This is a genomic window from Rhizobium sp. GW821-FHT14E12 (genome assembly GCF_058803745.1).
Map to the genome: position 1 here is coordinate 68,920 of NZ_JBXAPH010000004.1, position 18,534 is coordinate 87,453.

21 protein-coding genes and 2 tRNA genes are annotated in these 18,534 nt (G+C 59.7%); 6 read left to right on the forward strand and 17 right to left on the reverse strand.

The window, feature by feature from the left end; genetic code table 11:
- Positions 1–26: 26 nt before the first annotated feature.
- Positions 27–983: a DUF2167 domain-containing protein gene (locus tag AC1RO0_RS17210; RefSeq protein WP_498594078.1), complete on the forward strand. Its 957-nt coding sequence runs from the start codon at positions 27–29 to the stop codon at positions 981–983.
- Positions 984–1,352: 369 nt separating this feature from the next.
- The gene (locus tag AC1RO0_RS17215) at positions 1,353–1,991 is read left to right on the forward strand and encodes a DUF1062 domain-containing protein (protein ID WP_498594079.1); all 639 of its coding nucleotides are present in this window, start codon (positions 1,353–1,355) and stop codon (positions 1,989–1,991) included.
- A gap of 71 nt (positions 1,992–2,062) precedes the next feature.
- Here AC1RO0_RS17215 and AC1RO0_RS17220 read toward each other — a convergent pair whose 3' ends face one another.
- The 6 genes from AC1RO0_RS17220 to AC1RO0_RS17245 all read right to left on the reverse strand — a co-directional run bounded on the left by AC1RO0_RS17220 (position 2,063) and on the right by AC1RO0_RS17245 (position 6,208).
- Positions 2,063–2,503, reverse strand: coding sequence for a DUF2155 domain-containing protein (locus tag AC1RO0_RS17220; protein ID WP_498594080.1), 441 nt, complete (start codon positions 2,501–2,503; stop codon positions 2,063–2,065).
- 104 nt (positions 2,504–2,607) lie between these two features.
- Positions 2,608–3,006 (reverse strand): NADH:ubiquinone oxidoreductase subunit NDUFA12, encoded by a 399-nt coding sequence (locus AC1RO0_RS17225; RefSeq protein WP_047465105.1) that lies wholly within the window; start codon positions 3,004–3,006, stop codon positions 2,608–2,610.
- Positions 3,007–3,110: 104 nt separating this feature from the next.
- A complete protein-coding gene (locus AC1RO0_RS17230) occupies positions 3,111–3,578 on the reverse strand; it encodes a GNAT family N-acetyltransferase (protein WP_498594081.1) in 468 nt (155 codons plus the stop codon).
- Between the two features lie 19 nt (positions 3,579–3,597).
- Positions 3,598–4,101 carry a GNAT family N-acetyltransferase gene (locus AC1RO0_RS17235; protein WP_498594082.1) on the reverse strand — a complete coding sequence of 168 codons (504 nt, stop codon included), beginning with the start codon at positions 4,099–4,101 and terminating at the stop codon, positions 3,598–3,600.
- 4 nt (positions 4,102–4,105) lie between these two features.
- Positions 4,106–5,611 (reverse strand): Asp-tRNA(Asn)/Glu-tRNA(Gln) amidotransferase subunit GatB, encoded by a 1,506-nt coding sequence (gatB, locus tag AC1RO0_RS17240; protein ID WP_498594083.1) that lies wholly within the window; start codon positions 5,609–5,611, stop codon positions 4,106–4,108.
- Positions 5,612–5,698: 87 nt separating this feature from the next.
- Entirely contained in the window at positions 5,699–6,208 is a 510-nt protein-coding gene (locus tag AC1RO0_RS17245; RefSeq protein WP_498594084.1) for a GNAT family N-acetyltransferase, read from the reverse strand.
- A gap of 301 nt (positions 6,209–6,509) precedes the next feature.
- Between AC1RO0_RS17245 and AC1RO0_RS17250 the strand changes: the two genes are divergently transcribed.
- Positions 6,510–6,767, forward strand: coding sequence for a YjhX family toxin (locus AC1RO0_RS17250; RefSeq protein ID WP_498594085.1), 258 nt, complete (start codon positions 6,510–6,512; stop codon positions 6,765–6,767).
- A 76-nt stretch (positions 6,768–6,843) separates the two neighbouring features.
- Here the strand turns inward: AC1RO0_RS17250 and AC1RO0_RS17255 are convergent, their stop codons facing one another.
- The 7 genes from AC1RO0_RS17255 to AC1RO0_RS17285 all read right to left on the reverse strand — a co-directional run bounded on the left by AC1RO0_RS17255 (position 6,844) and on the right by AC1RO0_RS17285 (position 13,516).
- Positions 6,844–8,850, reverse strand: coding sequence for a DUF4139 domain-containing protein (locus tag AC1RO0_RS17255; protein WP_498594086.1), 2,007 nt, complete (start codon positions 8,848–8,850; stop codon positions 6,844–6,846).
- A 157-nt stretch (positions 8,851–9,007) separates the two neighbouring features.
- A complete protein-coding gene (locus AC1RO0_RS17260) occupies positions 9,008–10,150 on the reverse strand; it encodes a slipin family protein (RefSeq protein WP_498594426.1) in 1,143 nt (380 codons plus the stop codon).
- A gap of 341 nt (positions 10,151–10,491) precedes the next feature.
- A tRNA-Lys gene (locus AC1RO0_RS17265) sits at positions 10,492–10,561 on the reverse strand.
- Positions 10,561–10,634, reverse strand: a tRNA-OTHER gene (locus AC1RO0_RS17270). The genes AC1RO0_RS17265 and AC1RO0_RS17270 overlap by 1 nt, the downstream gene beginning before the upstream one ends.
- Positions 10,635–10,908: 274 nt before the next feature.
- Positions 10,909–12,390 (reverse strand): Asp-tRNA(Asn)/Glu-tRNA(Gln) amidotransferase subunit GatA, encoded by a 1,482-nt coding sequence (gatA, locus tag AC1RO0_RS17275; RefSeq protein WP_498594087.1) that lies wholly within the window; start codon positions 12,388–12,390, stop codon positions 10,909–10,911.
- 60 nt (positions 12,391–12,450) lie between these two features.
- Positions 12,451–12,738, reverse strand: a complete 288-nt coding sequence (gatC, locus tag AC1RO0_RS17280) for an Asp-tRNA(Asn)/Glu-tRNA(Gln) amidotransferase subunit GatC (protein WP_498594088.1) — start codon at positions 12,736–12,738, stop codon at positions 12,451–12,453.
- A gap of 67 nt (positions 12,739–12,805) precedes the next feature.
- Positions 12,806–13,516, reverse strand: a complete 711-nt coding sequence (locus tag AC1RO0_RS17285; protein ID WP_498594089.1) for a metal-dependent hydrolase — start codon at positions 13,514–13,516, stop codon at positions 12,806–12,808.
- A gap of 116 nt (positions 13,517–13,632) precedes the next feature.
- Between AC1RO0_RS17285 and ruvX the strand changes: the two genes are divergently transcribed.
- Positions 13,633–14,127 carry a Holliday junction resolvase RuvX gene (gene ruvX / locus AC1RO0_RS17290; protein WP_047465082.1) on the forward strand — a complete coding sequence of 165 codons (495 nt, stop codon included), beginning with the start codon at positions 13,633–13,635 and terminating at the stop codon, positions 14,125–14,127.
- On the opposite strand, the gene AC1RO0_RS17295 is transcribed toward ruvX, so the two are convergent.
- The 3 genes from AC1RO0_RS17295 to AC1RO0_RS17305 all read right to left on the reverse strand — a co-directional run bounded on the left by AC1RO0_RS17295 (position 14,064) and on the right by AC1RO0_RS17305 (position 16,076).
- Complete coding sequence (locus tag AC1RO0_RS17295; RefSeq protein ID WP_498594090.1) at positions 14,064–14,396, reverse strand: DUF6105 family protein; 333 nt, start codon at positions 14,394–14,396, stop codon at positions 14,064–14,066. The two genes, ruvX and AC1RO0_RS17295, sit on opposite strands and share 64 nt — an antisense overlap.
- A gap of 299 nt (positions 14,397–14,695) precedes the next feature.
- Complete coding sequence (locus AC1RO0_RS17300; protein ID WP_498594091.1) at positions 14,696–15,355, reverse strand: TetR/AcrR family transcriptional regulator; 660 nt, start codon at positions 15,353–15,355, stop codon at positions 14,696–14,698.
- A 103-nt stretch (positions 15,356–15,458) separates the two neighbouring features.
- Positions 15,459–16,076, reverse strand: a complete 618-nt coding sequence (locus AC1RO0_RS17305; protein WP_498594092.1) for a GNAT family N-acetyltransferase — start codon at positions 16,074–16,076, stop codon at positions 15,459–15,461.
- A gap of 83 nt (positions 16,077–16,159) precedes the next feature.
- Between AC1RO0_RS17305 and AC1RO0_RS17310 the strand changes: the two genes are divergently transcribed.
- Both AC1RO0_RS17310 and vapC read left to right on the forward strand, forming a co-directional pair.
- Positions 16,160–16,360: a type II toxin-antitoxin system VapB family antitoxin gene (locus AC1RO0_RS17310; RefSeq protein WP_498594093.1), complete on the forward strand. Its 201-nt coding sequence runs from the start codon at positions 16,160–16,162 to the stop codon at positions 16,358–16,360.
- A complete protein-coding gene (gene vapC, locus AC1RO0_RS17315) occupies positions 16,357–16,755 on the forward strand; it encodes a type II toxin-antitoxin system VapC family toxin (protein WP_498594094.1) in 399 nt (132 codons plus the stop codon). The genes AC1RO0_RS17310 and vapC overlap by 4 nt, the downstream gene beginning before the upstream one ends.
- 15 nt (positions 16,756–16,770) lie before the next feature.
- Here vapC and AC1RO0_RS17320 read toward each other — a convergent pair whose 3' ends face one another.
- Entirely contained in the window at positions 16,771–18,429 is a 1,659-nt protein-coding gene (locus AC1RO0_RS17320) for an acyl-CoA dehydrogenase family protein (RefSeq protein WP_498594095.1), read from the reverse strand.
- Positions 18,430–18,534 lie beyond the last annotated feature (105 nt).

Sequence of the window (18,534 nt, forward strand, 5' to 3'; positions counted from 1 at the left end):
TCGGGTCGACAGCCGGGGGTGGTATCTTGAAGAAATATCTTGCAATCGCTTTTCTCGCCGCGCTGGCCGCAACGCCGGCCGAGGCGAAGTCCTTTCACGACATGTTCGGCGCCGATGTGCCGGAGGGCAAATACGGGGCCGTCCTGAAGACGCTCGACTTCCAGCAGGGTGCGATCAAGCTTTCCGGCGCCAACGCCACGCTGAATGTTTCGGATCAGTTCTACTATCTCAATCAGCAAGATACGCGAAAGGTGCTGGTCCAGCTCTGGGGCAACCCGGATAGCGCCGCCGGCAATACATTCGGCATGATCTTCCCGGCGAAGTATTCGCCGATCGACCCGCGCTCCTGGGGCGCGGTTATCGATTATGACGGCAGCGGCCATGTCTCCGATGACGATGCCGCCTCGACGGACTACACGGCGCTGCTGAAACAGATCCAGGACGGGATCCAGGAGAGCAATCCCGAACGCGAGAAGGCGGGCTACGATCCGATCACGCTGGTCGGCTGGGCCGAACCACCGCATTACGACAAGGCGACCCACGCCCTCCACTGGGCGCGCGACCTGATTTTCGGCAAAGATCCGAACGCTCCGCACACGCTGAACTATTCGGTGCGTGTCCTTGGCCGCGAAGGCGTGACCGAGCTTGATTTCGTCGCCGGGCTCGAGCAACTGCCGGAAATCAACGCGGCCATCCCTAGCGTTATCAACACCGTCCAATATGACAGCGGCAAGCGCTATGCCGACTTCGTCAACGGCGACAAGATCGCCGCCTACAGCATGGCGGGCATGATTGCTGCCGGTGCCGGCGTGAAGATCGCGGCCAAGCTCGGCTTCCTCGCCGTCGTCCTCGGCTTCTTCAAGAGTTTTGGCGTGGCGCTTCTGGCGCTGAAGAAGGGATTGATCATCGTGGTCGCTGGCGTTGTGGCAGCCGGGCGCAAAGCCCTCGGGCTGTTTCGCCGCGACAAGAACACCGACGCGTAAGAATGATTCGGGCCGGTTTTGCCCACCAAAGGACAACCGGCCTCTTCATGTTTTTACGACTTCAAATTCTGGTTGCCGTCTGTTATCGCTTGACGCGAAGAGTGTTGGCGCGTCGAGGTTTCATTTTGCCTTCGTAAATACCGGTCTCATCCAATTTCACCCCGTATGTCAGGGCAGCATATCGCCGCCCGGCATATGATCATGTTCATCGGGTGGTGGTCTGAGACCGGTTTGGCATTGTTGACATGCGCCATGCGCAGCCATTGCTGTCTCAGCTCTTCATCCGTCCTAGACATCGCCACACCGCGCCCGTGAAGGGCTTGTCTTGCCGCCAGCTTGGTGAACTTCCGAACGGAAGACCAAGACGGTATGTGCACTATTCTAAAGGTCCGCTGGACCATCAATCCCCGAACTGCGCCCCAGCCATGGATCGCCTGCAGCAGCTGCGGGTGCCTCAAGCCCTTCAGATCCAGCGGCAAGGTCAGGCTTAACGCCAACGGCAAGAAACTCGACGCCTGGCTCGTCTATAAATGCTCGGCTTGCGACAAGACATGGAACCGAACGCTTTTCGAGCGCCAGAATGTTCGTGGGCTCGCCCCCGCCACTCTCGAGGCGTTGCAAACCAACGATATCAACTGGATACGGGCGCAGGAATTCGACCTCGATGCACTGAGGCGCAAGGCTCAGCGTATCGACGAATTTGCCGATGCCGATGTTCAGAAGGAGGTTATAAGCGAGACGGACGGCTGGACCGAGCTGGACATCGAACTGGCGGTCTCGTTTCCCGTCAGCGCACGGCTGGACCGCCTGCTTGCCTCGGAGCTCGGCATCTCACGATCCCGGCTTCAGGCGCTGCATAAAAGCGGGAAACTGCAAATCCATTCCGATCGCGCTGACGCCATGCGGCGGAGGATCAAAGATGGCACGCGCATTGGCATCGATCTCAGGGACGAAACAGAGCAGTATCCGGTTGAGATAAGCACCGCTTCGCCGCGAGACTATGAGTAACGAAATCGCCCGCGGAAGGTAACTTCTGCGGGCGAACATCACTGCGTTGTCAAAGTCTGGGGAGAGGCGCTTTACTTGCTACCAGCCGAGTCCGGCGGCGGGATATCTGACTTCTGCTTGCACTCTTTCAGCCAGACGTCATAGATCGGATGCTCGACGGCGTTGAGGCCGGGGCTGTCGGCGAACATCCAGCCGGTGAAAATGCGGCGGATGCGGCGGTCGAGGGTGATCTCGTCCACTTCGACGAAGCCGTCGACCTTCTGCTGTTCGGTATCATCGCGCGAATAGCAGGCCTTCGGCGTCACCTGCAGGGCGCCGAACTGCACGGTCTCGTTGACATAGACATCGAAGGTGGTGATGCGGCCGGTAATCTTGTCGAGACCGGAGAAGACGGCGACCGGATTGGAAATGCGGGCGGCTTCTGCCGCCGGTGGCAACAGGGCTCCCGCGGCAAGGGCAAGAACTGCTGCCGACATCGCACGCAAAGTAGCGCTCCGCGTGAAAAACGTCATATCCGCCAATCTCCGCTTGGTCTCGGTCGAAGCGCCGAGCACGAGCCGGCATGTTCTGCGCCTATAGGCCAATTGTGGCCAAAGGACGAGCCGGCTTTCTATGCTCAGTTGCCCGGCGTCCAGGCGTCATAGTCGCCAGTGACGCGCGGACGTTCGCCGGCAACGGCGAGCGAGCCCGGCGGACGATAGGCCTGCGGCGAACCGGTCGGATTGGCGCGGTGCGAAATCTGCCATTCCTTGGCAACGTAATTGTCCTTGGTCGGCGGAACGTCGGTGCGGTGATGCATCCAGCCGTGCCAGCCCGGAGGAATGGCGGAAGCCTCTGCGTAACCCTTGTAGATCACCCAGCGCTTAGGAAGACCGTAGGACGACATGCCGCCCTCGTAATAGACATTGCCCAATTCATCCTCGCCGACGCGCTTGCCGAACCGCCATGTCGCGAAGCGGGTGCCCATCGTCTGACCATTCCACCAAGTGAAGGTTTGCAGGAGTAAATTCCACATGTCTTTTCCTTGTGCCCGCAAAAAGGCGAGCGATACCAGAATTCGATCTCTCGCTTATGCCGCCACTAGGCTTGCTTGTCCAGTGATTCCAGCGGGAAAAGCGGTCATTTCAAAGCCATCTTGAAGCCGAGATGGCTCGGCTTGAAGCCCAATCTCTCATAGAAACGGTGGGCATCCGTGCGCACCGCGTTCGATGTCAGCTGCACCATCCGCATACCGCGACTTTTTGCCTCGGTGATGCAGAATTCGATCATCGCGGCACCGATCCCCTGCCCGCGCAGGTCATTACGGGTCTGTACGGCTTCGATAATCGTCGCGGCAGAGCCGCGACCAGTCAGCGATGTCGTGATCATCGTCTGGAACGTACCCGCCACTTCGCCAGCCAGTTCGGCGACATAAAGCGTCTGGTCGGACGAGGACTGGATGGTGCGGAAGGCACGGAGGTAATCGTCATAAGCGGAGGGGTCGGTGGTATCGCCGTGGCCGCCGAGCGCATCGGCGGCGAAAAGGGCGATCAAGGCGGGGAGATCGGATTCGCGAGCTTCGCGAATGATCAAACCGGCGTTGTTCATGATCGACCTGCCTCAGCTTTCAGTGGTTTTCGAGAGGCTTCTCGAATATCAGCGCCGGAATGCCGGATTGTGCATTCCCGCAGTTTTCCGTGCGGCCGACTTCGACAAAACCATGTGCCCTATAGAAGGCGAGCGCCGGCTCGTTTTGCGGTTCGACCTCCAGACGCATGACTTCTGCGTCAGGAAAGCAGGTTTCCAGTTCGGCGAAGATATCGCGGCCGATACCCTGACGCTGGCAGCGCGGGCTGACATAGAGCATGTAGAGCAGGACGGTTTTCGTCAGCTCCGTCGACATGGCGGCATAGCCCATGCCGCCGATGTTTTTGCCATCGTCCGCGACGAGGAATTCGGAGTTCTTTCTGGCAAGCCGGGCCTTCAGGGACTGGAGAGAATGCCAGGAGCCATGCAGCTCGCTGACCTTATCTGCGCCATAAAGCTTGTCGTAGGTCGCATGCCAGGTTTCGCGCAGCAGAGCGCGGACCTTTTCCAGGTCCTGCTCGCCGGCGGTGCGGACGAAATACACCCGACTATTCCTCTTCGATGCCGAGCTTGGCCTTGACCAGGGCCTGCACGGCCTGCGGATTGGCCTTGCCGCCGGTGGACTTCATCACCTGGCCGACGAACCAGCCGGCAAGCGTCGGCTTGGCCTTGACCTTGGCAACCTGATCCGGATTGGCGGCGATGATCTCGTCGACGGCCTTTTCGATGGCGCCGGTGTCGGTGACCTGCTTCATCCCGCGGGCTTCGACGATCTCGGCGGGATCGCCGCCCTCGGTGAGCACGATCTCGAACACGTCCTTGGCAATCTTGCCGGAGATGGTTTCGGCCTTGATGAGGTCGATGATCGCGCCGAGCTGGGCGGGCGAAACCGGAGTCTCTTCAATATCTTTGCCGGTTCTGTTCAAGGCGCCCAGCAAGTCGTTGATGACCCAGTTTGCCGCCATCTTGCCGTCACGGCCAGCTGCAACCGTCTCGAAATAATCGGCAATCGCCTTTTCCGAGACCAGAACGGAGGCGTCGTAGATCGACAGGCCGAGCTCGCGCACGAAGCGCTCCTTCTTGTCATCCGGCAGCTCCGGCAGATGTGCTGCAAGCTCGGTGACGAAGGCGTCGTCGAATTCGAGCGGCAGCAGGTCCGGATCGGGGAAATAACGATAATCATGCGCATCTTCCTTGGAGCGCATGGAACGGGTCTCGCCCTTGTTCGGGTCGAACAGCCGGGTTTCCTGATCGATGGAGCCGCCGTCTTCCAGAATGCCGATCTGGCGGCGGGCTTCGTATTCGATTGCCTGGCCGATGAAGCGGATGGAGTTGACGTTCTTGATTTCGCAGCGCGTGCCGAATTCGCCGCCCGGACGGCGCACGGAAACGTTGACGTCGGCGCGCATCGAGCCTTCATCCATGTTGCCGTCACAGGTGCCGAGGTAGCGCACGATCGAGCGCAGCTTGGTCATATAGGCCTTGGCCTCATCCGACGAACGCATGTCCGGCTTGGAAACGATTTCCATCAGCGCCACGCCGGACCGGTTGAGGTCGACATAGGACATGGTGGCGTGCTGGTCGTGCAGCGACTTGCCCGCGTCCTGCTCCAGATGCAGGCGCTCGATGCCGATTTCGATATCCTCGAACTGGCCCTGACGGTCGGGACCGAGCGAAATGACGATCTTGCCTTCGCCGACGATCGGATCCTTGAACTGCGAGATCTGATAGCCCTGCGGCAGGTCGGGATAGAAATAGTTCTTGCGGTCGAAGATCGAACGATTGTTGATCTGCGCCTTCAGGCCAAGACCGGTGCGAACCGCCTGCGCGACGCACTCCTCGTTGATGACGGGCAACATGCCGGGCATGGCGGCGTCGACCAGCGAGACGTTGGAATTCTGCGGCTTGCCGAACTCGGTCGAAGCGCCGGAGAAGAGCTTGGATTTGCTCAACACCTGGGCATGGACTTCCATCCCGATAACAATCTCCCAATCGCCGGTGGCACCGGGAATGAAGCGCTTCGGATCTGGGGTACGGACGTCGACAAGGGTCATGGGAAGCTCTTGAAATGCTGTTCTTCTGAACTTTGTGAGGTAGAGCAATTGGCGGGGCGGCGCAAGACTTTCGGCACCGCGCGGATGCTATAAGCCCGAACCATATGTCCCGTCGCTGCTGTCAACCAGCGCCTTGACGAGGCCGACCGTCGGCACGTCATGATCGAGCTTCGGAGAATAGACGACCGAGAGCCAATGAATGGCATAGCCATGGGCCTTGAAGAAGCCGATCGCCTCGCCGTTGTCGGCATGGGTCTGTAACGAGACCTTCTCCAGCCCCTGCCCCAGAACATCCTCTTCGATACGCGCCAGCAATGCCGAGCCGAGCCCCTGGCGCAGATAGTCGGGATCGATCCAGAAGTCGGAGATGGTCTCGTCCAGCGCCTCGCGCGCCGCCCAGCCGGCGACCTCCCCGTTCAGCTCGACGACGGTAATCGTCAACCAGACATCGCGGGTGAAATTTGAGAAGGCATCGCTGGCACTTTCAAGCATCGCCTCTGAGCCGCCGACCGATCCCATGGCCTTGCTCCACGACCGCAGGCCGATATTGGTCAATATCTCCGTTTCGCCCTCACGCGCATTGCGAATATGGATCATCGAGCCCCCAGGCGTTTTCAGCAGTAAAGCACCGGCAAACGCCTTTTTCCAGCGGCCAGATGAGAGCAAGCGCCGGATAGCCGGCTATGTTTGACAAGGGTGAAACTTGACCGCCGTCTGCAACCTGTTTTAAAAGTGCTACGTCAATGGAGTTTTTATGTCCAACTCGTCTGAGCCCCGGTAAAGGCCCCGCCCGCAAGTCTTCTTGCGCGCTGGGCCAGAAAACGAAGCCCCGGCTTCCCTGAAGGGAGCGCCGGATCGTTTTGTTGCGCCTTATGGCGCTTTCCGGATCTTGAAAACCATGGACATTTCCCGCGCAGAACAGCGCATCCTGCACCTGCTCGCCCAGGGCGGGCGTATCGAACTCGAACGCACCGAAAAAAAGAAAATCGAGACCGCCAGTTGCTACACGCGCGACGGCTGGCTCTATCCCGATTTCGGTATTGAACTCTTTCGCAAGCTCAGGCGCCTGAAGGCCATCAGGTCTACCGACGGCCATCCCTACCGGATCACGGAAAAGGGGCTGAAGCTGGTAAGGGCGCAGTTGGATAATCGATAGAGAAAACGTGAGAGCCGCCCGATCGGGGCGGCTCTTTCCTGTTGATGTGGCTCACGGGACGGTGCGCCGATGGCGATCAGAATGTCCTGATGATGTCCGCCACGTGGTCGCCTCGGCGATCGCTTTCCTGCTGCACCGTATCGCGCCTTTCGTTCATTGCAGCGATTTGATCCTCGCTATCCGCCAGGGCCTTCAAATAGCGCTTCTTCAAATCGCTATTCTCCGGAACCGCGCCGATATTCTGTCTTATCCGCTCCTGGTCATTGATGGTCTTCTCGATTTCGCTATCGAGGCTCGCCAGTTCGTTCTGGATCGCGACCTGCCTTTTGCGCGCGTCTGCGAGATTTGCGAGCTTGTCTGTGAGTGCCTTGTCCTGTGTCGAAGCCGACCATCCGAGCAGCATGTCCGGTTCTGCGTCGACCAGAGCATAGCTGTTGCTCTGAAGCTGCTCGTCGACCGCCGTCAGTGTCTTTTCCGTAGCCGCCGGAACAACCGTCTTGAGCCGCTGGTGTGTTGCCGTCTTGCCGAAGCTTTCGCCCGACGAAAATGACCAACCGTCCCTGATCGGGTGCTCGACGATGACGGTCCTTTCGCCGTCAAGCGCCCCTGAAACGGTATATGTTGTCGTCTGTCGATATTTGACGACTGCTTGCATCACGCCATCCGAAACCTTCAGAGAGGCAATCTCCTCAGTCGGCGTCTGCTGCTCGCTGATCGATACCTTTCGGTCGGTCGCGAAACTGGCGAGGCGCGTGTCCCCCTTGGGCAGCGCGGATAGCTGGGAATCGCCGACATAGCCGATCTTGCTATCGTAGAGCGTGAGAATTCCCGCCGGCATGCTGACACCTGCGGTGTTCTTGAGCATCACGGCGGCGATCGGATTGCGGAAGGAGCTGCCTGCCCGATACATGTCCACCATATCGGCATCCAGTTCCGCATCCACGATCGGCACCGACAAGGTGTCGCCATTTGCCAGATCGTAAGTTCCTGGCAACTCAAAAGTGGCCGAGATATCGCTTTCGCTCGCAGTGGTCGGATTGGCTGCAGCCATTTGCATTGGCACTGCTGGCCTTTCCAGCTCGTCAGCCATGTAGGCAGACGCCGCCGCCTTTCTGCTGACCCCACCCATTGCCTTGGCAGGCGCGGGTGCTGCTCGTTCCTGGACATCCGATGCCAGACGCTGCCTGTTGGACAAGTCTCCACTATCGGGATCAGGGACATTGTTTGAAGCCGTGTCGACCGGCACCTCCTGCCGCTCTCTCCAGTAGAGTTGGTGCAGTCCCTGCTTCAGCGTCACCGGCTCGGCAGACGTCAACGTCAGTTTTACGCCCTTCCAATCTTCGCCACTGGCGTTTTCCAGCACGGTCCATGCCTGCAGACGCGCCTTGCCATTTGCCTCGGTCACAACCTTGTAGGCCGTTTTCCAGATCGGAGACGGAACGACATAGGTCAGACCGACGTCGCCGCTGCTCTTCGCACCGTTCACCTTGATATCAATGGTGCGGGTGCTGTCGTTCTTGCCACGGGCAATGGCTGCCGCCGCCTTGGCAACCTTTGCTCTCATGCCGGCATCGTCAATCCGGACGGACGCATCCTCACCTAGCGCCAGCGTCTCCACCGCACCATCCTTGTCAAGAACGGTCAGCAGATGAATTGTCGCCTTCTCGCCGGCCTTTCTGGTCTCGATCCCGAGAATGTCTCCCTCAACGGTTTTCCCGCCGCTGGTTACCGATACCCTGGCACCCTGTATCGATGTCAGAAGCGACGGCACGGATGAGAGCGCTTCCGGCGTGAACGGCAGACCCTTGAAAGTCTCCTGCAACGGCTGCGGCCCCGCCAGCGAAATGCCGGCCACCGAGCCCTCGGTCCCATTGACCACAAGGCTTTTCAGCATGTCATCGACCTGATCGAGCGGCACCTCGAGCCGGACGACGCCGTCGGTATCGACTGCGGCCGATCGCGAAACCTCGGCAAGGCCGCCCGAGGACAAGGTAATGGCCCGAATGGCCCCATTGTCGGCCGCCAGCGAAATCGCTGGGAATGCCACACTGAGGAGCAGGATCGCCGTGACTTTTTTGAGCATGAAGAGACCTTCCGATTCGGTTGCAGATGATAGAGCCAAGCGGCTTACTGCAATTTATGATCGTATTTCGGTCCAAAATGTGATGGTCGCTGGGCGGAATATTGGCATGTGCAAAAGGGCCGTCCGGATTTCCGGACGGCCCTTCCTGTCAGTGGCATCAGATATCGCGAAGCTTGACGAGATCGTTCATCAAGCCGCTCGTGCCGTTGTGGATCGTCAGCTTATCCACCTTGCCGGCAATGGCCTCCAGAGCTTCAAGCTCCTTCAGCCGTAGCATAACCGGATGCTCCGCCATGACCTTGGCCGTGTTGAGCAACGAACGGGTGGCGTTCGTCTCCTCGCGGCGGCGGATGACGTTGGCTTCCGCCTGCTTTTCGGCCGCAACCACCTGGTTCAGGATCTCACGCATATCGCCCGGCAGGATCACATCCTTGAGCTCGATATCCGAGATCTCCACGCCGATCACCACCATGTCCTCGCGCACCTTTTCGGCCGCTTCGGCGTTGATGGAGACACGGCGCTCCAGGATCTGGTCCAGCGTCATCGTGCCAAGCGTCCGGCGGAAAGCCAGTTGCAGCGCACGATAGAGCGCATCCGCGAAATCCTTGACGGAGCCGACGGCCTTGACCGGATCGACCACGCGGTAATCCGCGGAGATGTTGACACGGATCGTCACGCGATCCTTGGTCAGGAGTTCCTGTCCGGCAACATCGAGCGACTGACGTTTCAGATCAACGATCTTGACCTGTAGAGCCTTGCCGACATTCCAGAAGGTATGCATGCCCGCATCGAGCGTCCGCAGGTAGATGCCGTCAACGAACAGCAGACCCACCTGCCCTTCGAGCACGGCGTAGCTCGCGATGAACTCGTGCTTCCGTGCCAGCCCGAGGCGGCGCGACAAGACCCGGTCAACGGAAAGTTCGTCTGCGGTATCGACGCGCATTTCCTTCCACGGACCCGACTCCTTCCAGACAACAAGCTTCTGGCTCGGACCAAGTGTGGCGTAAATTGCGCCATCGCGCTCAATGACGGCAACCTCGCCGACATCGGTACGGAACACGGTGAGATGATGCTCGGCAACCTCCGGGAGCTTTTCGAACAACGCCTTCTCGTAGACCGATGCGAACACCGGATTGGTCAGATCGTAGCGGAAAACCTCAAGGCTGTTGCGTCGGTTCGGCAATACCTGCTGACCCGGCCCGAAAATACCAAGGATCGTCCCCTTGTGCAGGGCGACCAGACGTTCGTTTTCCTTAACGAGGACGCGCTTGCGTCCCAAGATCTTATCGAGAAATGTCATCATTGTTCATACTCCTTCGGCATGCGCTACGTCATAGACCGATGTTCCTTTCGTGTTTCGTTTCATGCGCCGATCATCGAGATCCGGAGACCGGTGGCAGCGACGACGGGCGGATTTGCGAGGAGCGGATTGTGCAGTATCCCGGCTTTGGAGGGCTTCCTCCTTGCTGGCCGGGGCACGGCGAAATCTTCAACGCCAATCGAGCCCATAGTCCTGGCGCTCACCCATTCATCCAGGCAATCCCTAGAGATTGCGCGGATATCCGAACTTGCGCATTCCGGTCCCCGAACCGTCATTGGTAAACAGCTTTGCGGGCTGGTGCCGGCCTTTCGACCAGCAATTGGAAAAGGATTCGAACCTTCAACCGTCAGATTAAGAATCTGATGCTCTAACCAACTGAGCTATCCATTTGGCTGGTGTAGCGGGATTCGAACCCACGACCTCCGGACGAACGTCCGGTGCTCTGCCATTGAGCTATACTCCAAAAGCCTTCCCGTCTCCCGACACGGCATTCGTATACAGAGCGGAAAACCGCCTGCACGGGAGGAGTTTTGGAGCTCCAACCATCAACGCTCGTATCGGCACGACGACCGGGAAGGCGCGTATAGCTCCAGTTTAGAATCGCTTCAAGGTGGAGAAATGAGCGCACACGCTTATGTGCGCGTGTTGTTGCAATTATAACACGACCTATTGATGTGCAACTTACTCTAGAATGACCGCGCCGATTGCTTCATCGGCGGCGATCACAAAAGTGGTGTTTACCACCACTTCGTCGGCGTGAACTTGCCGGCGGCCTGTTCGATGACGTGCGCCGTCTTGAACAGCGTCTCTTCGTCGAACGGCTTGCCGATAAGCTGTAGGCCGAGCGGCAGGCCCTTCTGATCGAGGCCGGCGGGGACGGCGATGCCGGGGAGGCCTGCCATGTTGACCGTCACCGTGAAGATGTCGTTGAGGTACATCTTGACCGGATCGGAAGCGAGATCCTCGTCGGCGATGCCGAAGGCCGAGGACGGCGTGGCGGGCGTCAGGATGGCGTCGACACCGGCGTGGAAGGCAAGTTCGAAGTCGCGCTTGATCAGTGTGCGAACCTTCTGGGCGCGCAGGTAATAGGCATCGTAATAGCCGGCGGAGAGCACGTAGGTGCCGATCATGATACGGCGCTTGACCTCGTTGCCAAAGCCGGCAGCGCGGGTCTTCTCGTACATGTCGGCGATATCCTTGCCGTCGACGCGCAGGCCGTAACGCACGCCGTCATAACGGGCAAGGTTCGACGATGCCTCGGCGGGGGCGACGATGTAATAGGCCGGCAAGGCGTATTTTGTGTGCGGCAGCGAGATGTTGACGATCTCGGCGCCGGCATCCTTCAACCAGGCGATGCCCTGCTGCCAGAGCGTTTCGATCTCTCCCGGCATGCCGTCGACGCGGTATTCGTTCGGAATGCCGATCTTCATGCCCTTCAGCGACTGGCCGAGCGAGGCTTCGTAGTCCGGCACCGGCAGGTCGACCGAGGTCGTGTCCTTGGCGTCGACGCTTGCCATAGACTTCAAGAGGATGGCGGCGTCGCGAACATCGCGGGCGATCGGGCCGGCCTGGTCGAGCGACGAAGCGAAAGCGACAATACCCCAGCGCGAGCAGCGGCCGTAAGTGGGCTTGATACCGACCGTGCCGGTGAAGGCGGCGGGCTGGCGGATGGAACCGCCGGTGTCGGTGGCAGTCGCGCCGGCGCAAAGATGCGCGGCAACGGCTGCGGCCGAGCCGCCCGAAGAACCGCCCGGAACGAGCTGCTGGTTCGAGCCGTTAGCGCGCCACGGGTTGATGACCGGGCCGTAATAGGAGCTCTCGTTGGAGGAGCCCATAGCGAACTCATCCATGTTGAGTTTGCCGAGCATGACGGCACCATCGTTCCAGAGGTTCTGGGTCACGGTCGATTCGTAGCGCGGCTCGAAACCGTCGAGAATGTGGCTGCAGGCCTGGGTGTGGATGCCTTCGGTACCGAAGAGATCCTTGATCCCCAGCGGAATGCCTTCGAGCGCACCGACCTTGCCGGCGGCGAGACGCGCGTCGGAGGCCTTGGCCATATCGCGCGCCTTCTCCGGCGTTACCTTGATATAGGCGTTGAGCTGATCATTGACCGCATCGATCGTCGAGAGATAGGCCTCGGTGAGTTCGGTGGCGGTGATATCCTTGGCGCGCAGCTTGTCGCGGGCTTCGGCAATGGTCAGGCTGGTCAGTTCGCTCATCTTGTTTCGCTTCAGATCTTTAAAAAGGGCAACGGGTCGGAATAGGCTCGAAGCGAGCCCTTATTCGACGACTTTGGGCACCAGGAAGAAATTCTGATCGGTATTCGGCGCATTGGCGACGATGTCATCGGCCTTGCTGCCGTCGGTGACTTCGTCCGCCCGCTTCTTCATCGCCATCGGCGTAACCGAGGTCATAGCCTCGACGCCATCGACATTCACTTCGGAGAGCTGCTCGACGAAGCCCAGCATGCCATTCAGCTCGCCCACCATCCGCTGCGCTTCGTCTTCATTGACGGCGATGCGGGCAAGATGGGCGACGCGTTTAACGGTGGCAAGATCGACGGACATGGCATTCTCCGGATAGGATTTTTCCTATCGCTATAAAGGCCATGTCCGCCATACGCAACGGGTATCGTTATGCGGAAATGCTCTCGCCCGGCTTCGGTGCCGCGACCGCCGTCTTCGAACCTTCCAGGCCGGCAATGAACTTGTCCGGGGTCTGGTCGATGATCGGGAAGGTGCCGTAGTGGCAGGGAATGGCGGTCTTGAAGTTGAAGAAGCGCTGGCAAGCGAGTGCCGCGACGGCGCCACCCATGGTGTAGCGGTCACCGATCGGCACGATGCCGATATCAGGCTGATGTAGCTCGTTGATCAGGCCCATGTCGGAGAAGATGTCCGTATCGCCCATGTGAAACAGCGACGGCTCATCGTCGAAATGCAGCATCAGGCCGTTCGGATTGCCGAGCGCATGCGACACGCCGTCCTCGGTGATCTGGGCGGAAGAATGCAGTGCATTGGTAAAGGTGGCGGAGAAGCCACCCAGGGAGATGGTGCCGCCGGTATTGCCCGTTTCCAGTTTCTCGACGCCCTTGGTGCCGAGCCAGGCGGCGAGATCGGCATTGGCGAGAACGACGGCGCCAGTATCCTTGGCGATCTGAACGGTATCGCCGACATGGTCGCCATGGCCATGGGTGAGCAGGATGTGCGTGACGCCCGCCGTGGCCTCCTTGAGGTCGATCCCGGCGGCGGCAAAGGAGGAGTTATAGCTGAGGAATGGGTCGATAAGGATTTTAGCCTTGGCCGTTTCGAGACGGAAAGCGGCATGGCCGAGCCAAGTGATCTTCATGGATTTCTCCTTAATGCTTGATTTGAAATGCAAGACTGGTGTTAGGACATATCCGAAACCGTCACAAAGAAAAGCGGCGCGGAATTCACTTTGTTTTGACGGGGAGACAAGAACCTATGACGACACTGACCATCGAAGACCTTGCCGTGATGCTGCTGCCTAGACAGGCGATTGCCGGGCTCGATCTCGGTACCAAGACGATCGGTCTTGCCATGTCCGATCTCGGCCGGCGGTTCGCCACGCCGCGCCCGGTGATCAAGCGGGTGAAATTCACCCAGGACGCCCAGACGCTGCTTGCCTTCGCCGAGAAGGAAAAGGTCGCAGCCTTCGTTATCGGCCTGCCGATGAACATGGATGGGTCAGCGGGGCCGCGTGTGCAGGCAACGCGGGCCTTCGTGCGCAGCATGGCCGACAAGACCGCCCTGCCCTTCGTCTACTGGGATGAGCGGCTGTCAACGGTCGCAGCCGAACGGGCATTGCTGGAGATGGACGTTTCGCGCGCCAAGCGAGCCGAGCGCATCGACTCCGCCGCCGCAAGCTTCATTCTTCAGGGCGCCTTGGACAGGCTCTCGGCTCTCGGCAGGCCGGCCTTCCCCGATCTCGATTCCTGACGGCTCTTCCACCAGGCGAGGATCTCGGCGCGCTTGCGAAAGGCGAGGAGCGCGAAAACCAGCAAGGTGTCAAAGGCAATGGCGCGGGCCACCAGCGGCGGAATGGTCTCCGGCGGGATCCCGAGGATATTGCCATAGATATGGAAGACGAGGTCATGCATCTGCCGCGTGAGCATGAAGATGCCGAAGCTCATGTCGTAGTATGACAGGTAATACCACGCCCCGAGGAACGAGACAGGCGCGGCCCAGAAGATCAGCACCCACTTCATGCGGTCCCCCTTCGACGCTGATATTGCGTCGTTCCAGTCGAAAGGACTAGCCAGTTCGTCAGCGCCATAGCGCTCAACACCAGCGCCGGCACCGTTATATCTAGTGCCAGAATGGCGAAGAACATCATCGCCGCGATGAGAAACGCGATTTTTGCGGGTCTGGACCCCATGGCTGCACGCTTATTGGTTAACAATCAGTCTGCGCACAGTGGCGAGTTAACCGTTGCGGCGCAATGTAAACCAATTGTTAAGGTTAACGGCCGGGCGGGGCTGTGGATATCTCTCGCATAGTCAGATTTTCAGCCGTAAACGCCGCGCACGATGCGTCGGAGCGCTGTGGCCGCCTTCTCCCAGTCCTTCGATGTCTTCAGCGCGAGGCCTGCGCATTGATCACCGACGGCGGCGGAGAGAACAAGATGCTGTATGGCGGAGAAGATCAGTGCATTGACGGCGATCGCATCGATCCCTTTCGGCGGCACCAGCGAGCCGCGCATGCGCTCGATCCAGCCTGCAAGCGCCTTCGAACGCGCTTCCGAAAGCCGTCTCACCTGCTCGCTATTGTCAGAGACTTCCCAGGCGACGATGCGGCGCATCAGCGGATCGGAGCGCAGCGCCTCGAGGAAAAGCAGGGCCAGCCGCTCCATCAGGTCGCCATAGGTCAAAAGGAACATGCCGCCGGTATCGTCGGGGATGCGATCCTTTACCCAGCTTCCGAGATCCGTGCCGATCGCCTCCACCAGGCCGTCGAGGCCGCCGTAATAGCGGTAGATCAGCTGCTTGTCGCAACCGGCGCCGCGGGCGACCGCGTTGATGCCGAAATTCTGGAACCCCTCCTCCGCCAGCAACCGCTTGGCAGCGTCCAAAATCGCCTGCTCAGTGGCGGCGCGATTGCGGATTCGCTTTTCCGGCTCGGCGGGTGTTTCGATCGGTTTTTTCAGAACAGCGTTTGCGCTCGGCATCGTGTCGGCTCCAGTCAGTCACCGACCGGTGAATAACAAGCCTGATACAAGCGAACAATGACGCGACGGGCGTGGAGGTGTCTTAAAGTGCCGAATCCACAGATTAGAGATATTGGCCGAACCAGACGGTACTCGGCGAGGCCAATTCCGGTGGCAGTTCCACCTCAGTAAACCCGCGCGACGCCCAGAATCGAATCCCGCTGTGATTGCCCACGCTCGCACCGAGATGAACGCCTTTGACGGCCTTGTCACGGGCGTTCGACAGCCATTTGTCGAGAAGCGCGCTGCCGATGCCCTGCCCCTGCGTACGTGGCAGGAGGTTCATATGGATATGGGCCGGAAACGGGTCGGTCAGAACGCTGGGTACTCTCTTCGGATGGTGGATCGCATGGCTGCGCCGCTGATCCGCATTCCAGGTCGAAGGATCGCCGGATGGTTCCGGATAGCGCCCACGCAACTCCGGCCACCATTCGCGCTCCAGTCTTTCCTCAAAAGCAACCGTGTCGAAAACGCCCGCGATATAACCGCAAACACCCTCACCGTCTTCGGCAACGAAGACGGTCTGCGGGCTGAGAACAGCATAGGGCACAGAATAGATATGCCCGATCATCCGCCCATCGCGATGAAGCGCCGTCGCATCCTTGCCGGCATCGCCGGTGACCAGGGAGATGACATAGAGCTGGTCGATGTCGTCGGATTGGACGGGGCGGAGGTTGATCATGGGGGCCTCGATAGTTGCTTGAACGTTTACATTTCGCAGGCTGATGTGTATGATTTCTTATCGACATACACACGAGATTGCAAATGCGAACGAACATAGACATTGACGACGCATTGATCGCGGAAGCGATGGCTGCAACAGGACAATCGACGAAAAAGGCCACCGTCGAAGAAGCTTTGCGGAGCGTCGTTCTCTGGCATCGTCAGAAAAAAGCCCTCGACGACCTTGCTGGCCTTGGTTGGGAAGGCGATCTCGACGAAATGCGCAGAGATCGGCAAACGTGATCGTTGTCGACAGCTCCGTTTGGATTTCGCTTCTACGCGCAACGGAGACGGAAGCCGTGCTTCGCTTGCGAAGCATGCTCACCGCAGGACCTCCCGGTATTCTGGTTGGAGACCTGATTCTTCTCGAGGTTCTTCAAGGTGCCCGAGGCGAGCGACAGGCAACATTGATCGAACGAAACCTTCGCCAATTTACCATCCGACCGATGTTGAACGATACGCTTGCCGTCAAGGCGGCGCGCAATTATCGCCTGCTGCGTGCGCAGGGAATTACGGTGCGCAAAACCATAGACGTCATCATCGGTACGTTCTGCATCGAGGAAGGCCATACCCTTCTCCACGATGATCGGGATTTCGATCCGATGTCCGAACATCTGGGCCTACAAGTCGCTCTGTAGATTTGGCCCGACGCCTCAAGTCGCCGGCGGATAGAGCAGATCGATGATGTAGCTCGCATCGAACCGCGCATCCAGCATGCCGTAGGTCGAGCGCCAGCCGCCGGCCAGGCGGGTTTCGATGAAGGCGTCGGCGATCTTGCCTGCACCCAGTCGATAAAGCTCGGCGGCACCAGCGGCGAGCGCCATCTGCTCGATCAGCAGGCGCGCCGCGCCCTCGTCCTGTTCGCAAAGCGCCATGGCGGCACGGAGCACGTCGATGGTTTTCTTGCCGGCCGGGCCGAGATCGCGGGCAAGGCCGGCGAAGACGGTTTCGAACAGGTCCCTGCCCCGGTTCAGCACGCGCAGCACGTCGAGCGCCATGACATTGCCGGAGCCTTCCCAGATCGCATTGACCGGAGCCTCGCGGTAATGCCGGGCGATCGGGCGTTCCTCGATATAGCCGCTGCCGCCGATGCATTCCATCGCCTCGTAGATCAGCGCCGGCGCGATCTTGCAGCACCAGTATTTGGCGACCGGCGTCATGACGCGGGCATAGGCGGCGTCTTCGCTGCTGCTGCTTGCCTTGTCGAAGGATTCCGCCAGACGGAAGGCGAGCGCAGTCGCTGCCGCGACATCGAGCGCCATGTCGGCAAGCACGCGTGTCATGATCGGCTGCTGGACCAGCATCTTGCCGAAGACACTGCGGCCGCGCGTATGGTGCACGGCTTCGGCGAGCGACGCCCGCATGATACCGGCAGACGCCAATGCGCAATCGAGCCGCGTCAGCGTCACCATGTCGAGAATGGTGCGGATGCCGCCATCGGGCGCACCCAGCAGGAAACCAAAAGTGTCGCTGAACTCGACTTCGGACGAGGCATTCGAGCGATTGCCGAGCTTGTCCTTCAGCCGCTGGAATTGCAGGCCGTTGGCGGAGCCGTCTTCGAGCAGACGCGGCACCAGGAAGCAGCCCATGCCGTCCTTGGTCTGCGCCAGCATGATGAAGGCGTCGCTCATCGGCGCTGACATGAACCATTTGTGGCCCGAGAGCCGGTAGATACCGTCGCTGACCTTGTCGGCCGTCGTCTTGTTGGCGCGCACATCCGTGCCACCCTGCTTTTCCGTCATGCCCATGCCGATGGTGACAGCGGACTTTTGCATGGCCGGCTTGTTGGACGAATCATATTTGCGCGACAGGACCTTCGGCGCCCAGTCCTTCTGGACCGCCGGCGACGCCATCATCGCGGCGACCGAGGCGCTGGTCATGGTCAGCGGGCAGAGATGGCCGCATTCGAGCTGCGCTGTCAGGTAGAAACGAGCAGCACGGACCTTATGCGATTGGCCTTTCGCATCCAGATCGGCCTGAGCATCCCAGATCGAGGAATGCAGGCCGGCCGACATCGAGCGGCGCATCAGCGCATGCCAGGCCGGATGGAATTCGACCACGTCCAGCCGCTCGCCGCGCGGCCCATGGGTGCGCAGTTGCGGCGTACCCTGGTTCGCCATGCGCGCCAGTTCCTGCGCCTCGTGCGAGGTGACGTAGCGGCCCATCTGCTCCAGGTCTTCACGCGTCGAGCGCGGCAAAGTGGAGGTCAGATCGACGATCAGCGGATCGGAACGATAGGCATTGATGCCGGACCAGAGGCTCGGCTGGTTCAGTTCGGCAAATGTATCGTCATTCCGGGTCGATTGGGTCATATTTCGCTTTTAGAGCAAGAGGATTGCAAAAGGAAACCTGAAGTTTCTGCTTTTGAGATTAGCGCTGTAACGAGATTCGAATCAAATTGCATGGGGAACAAATGC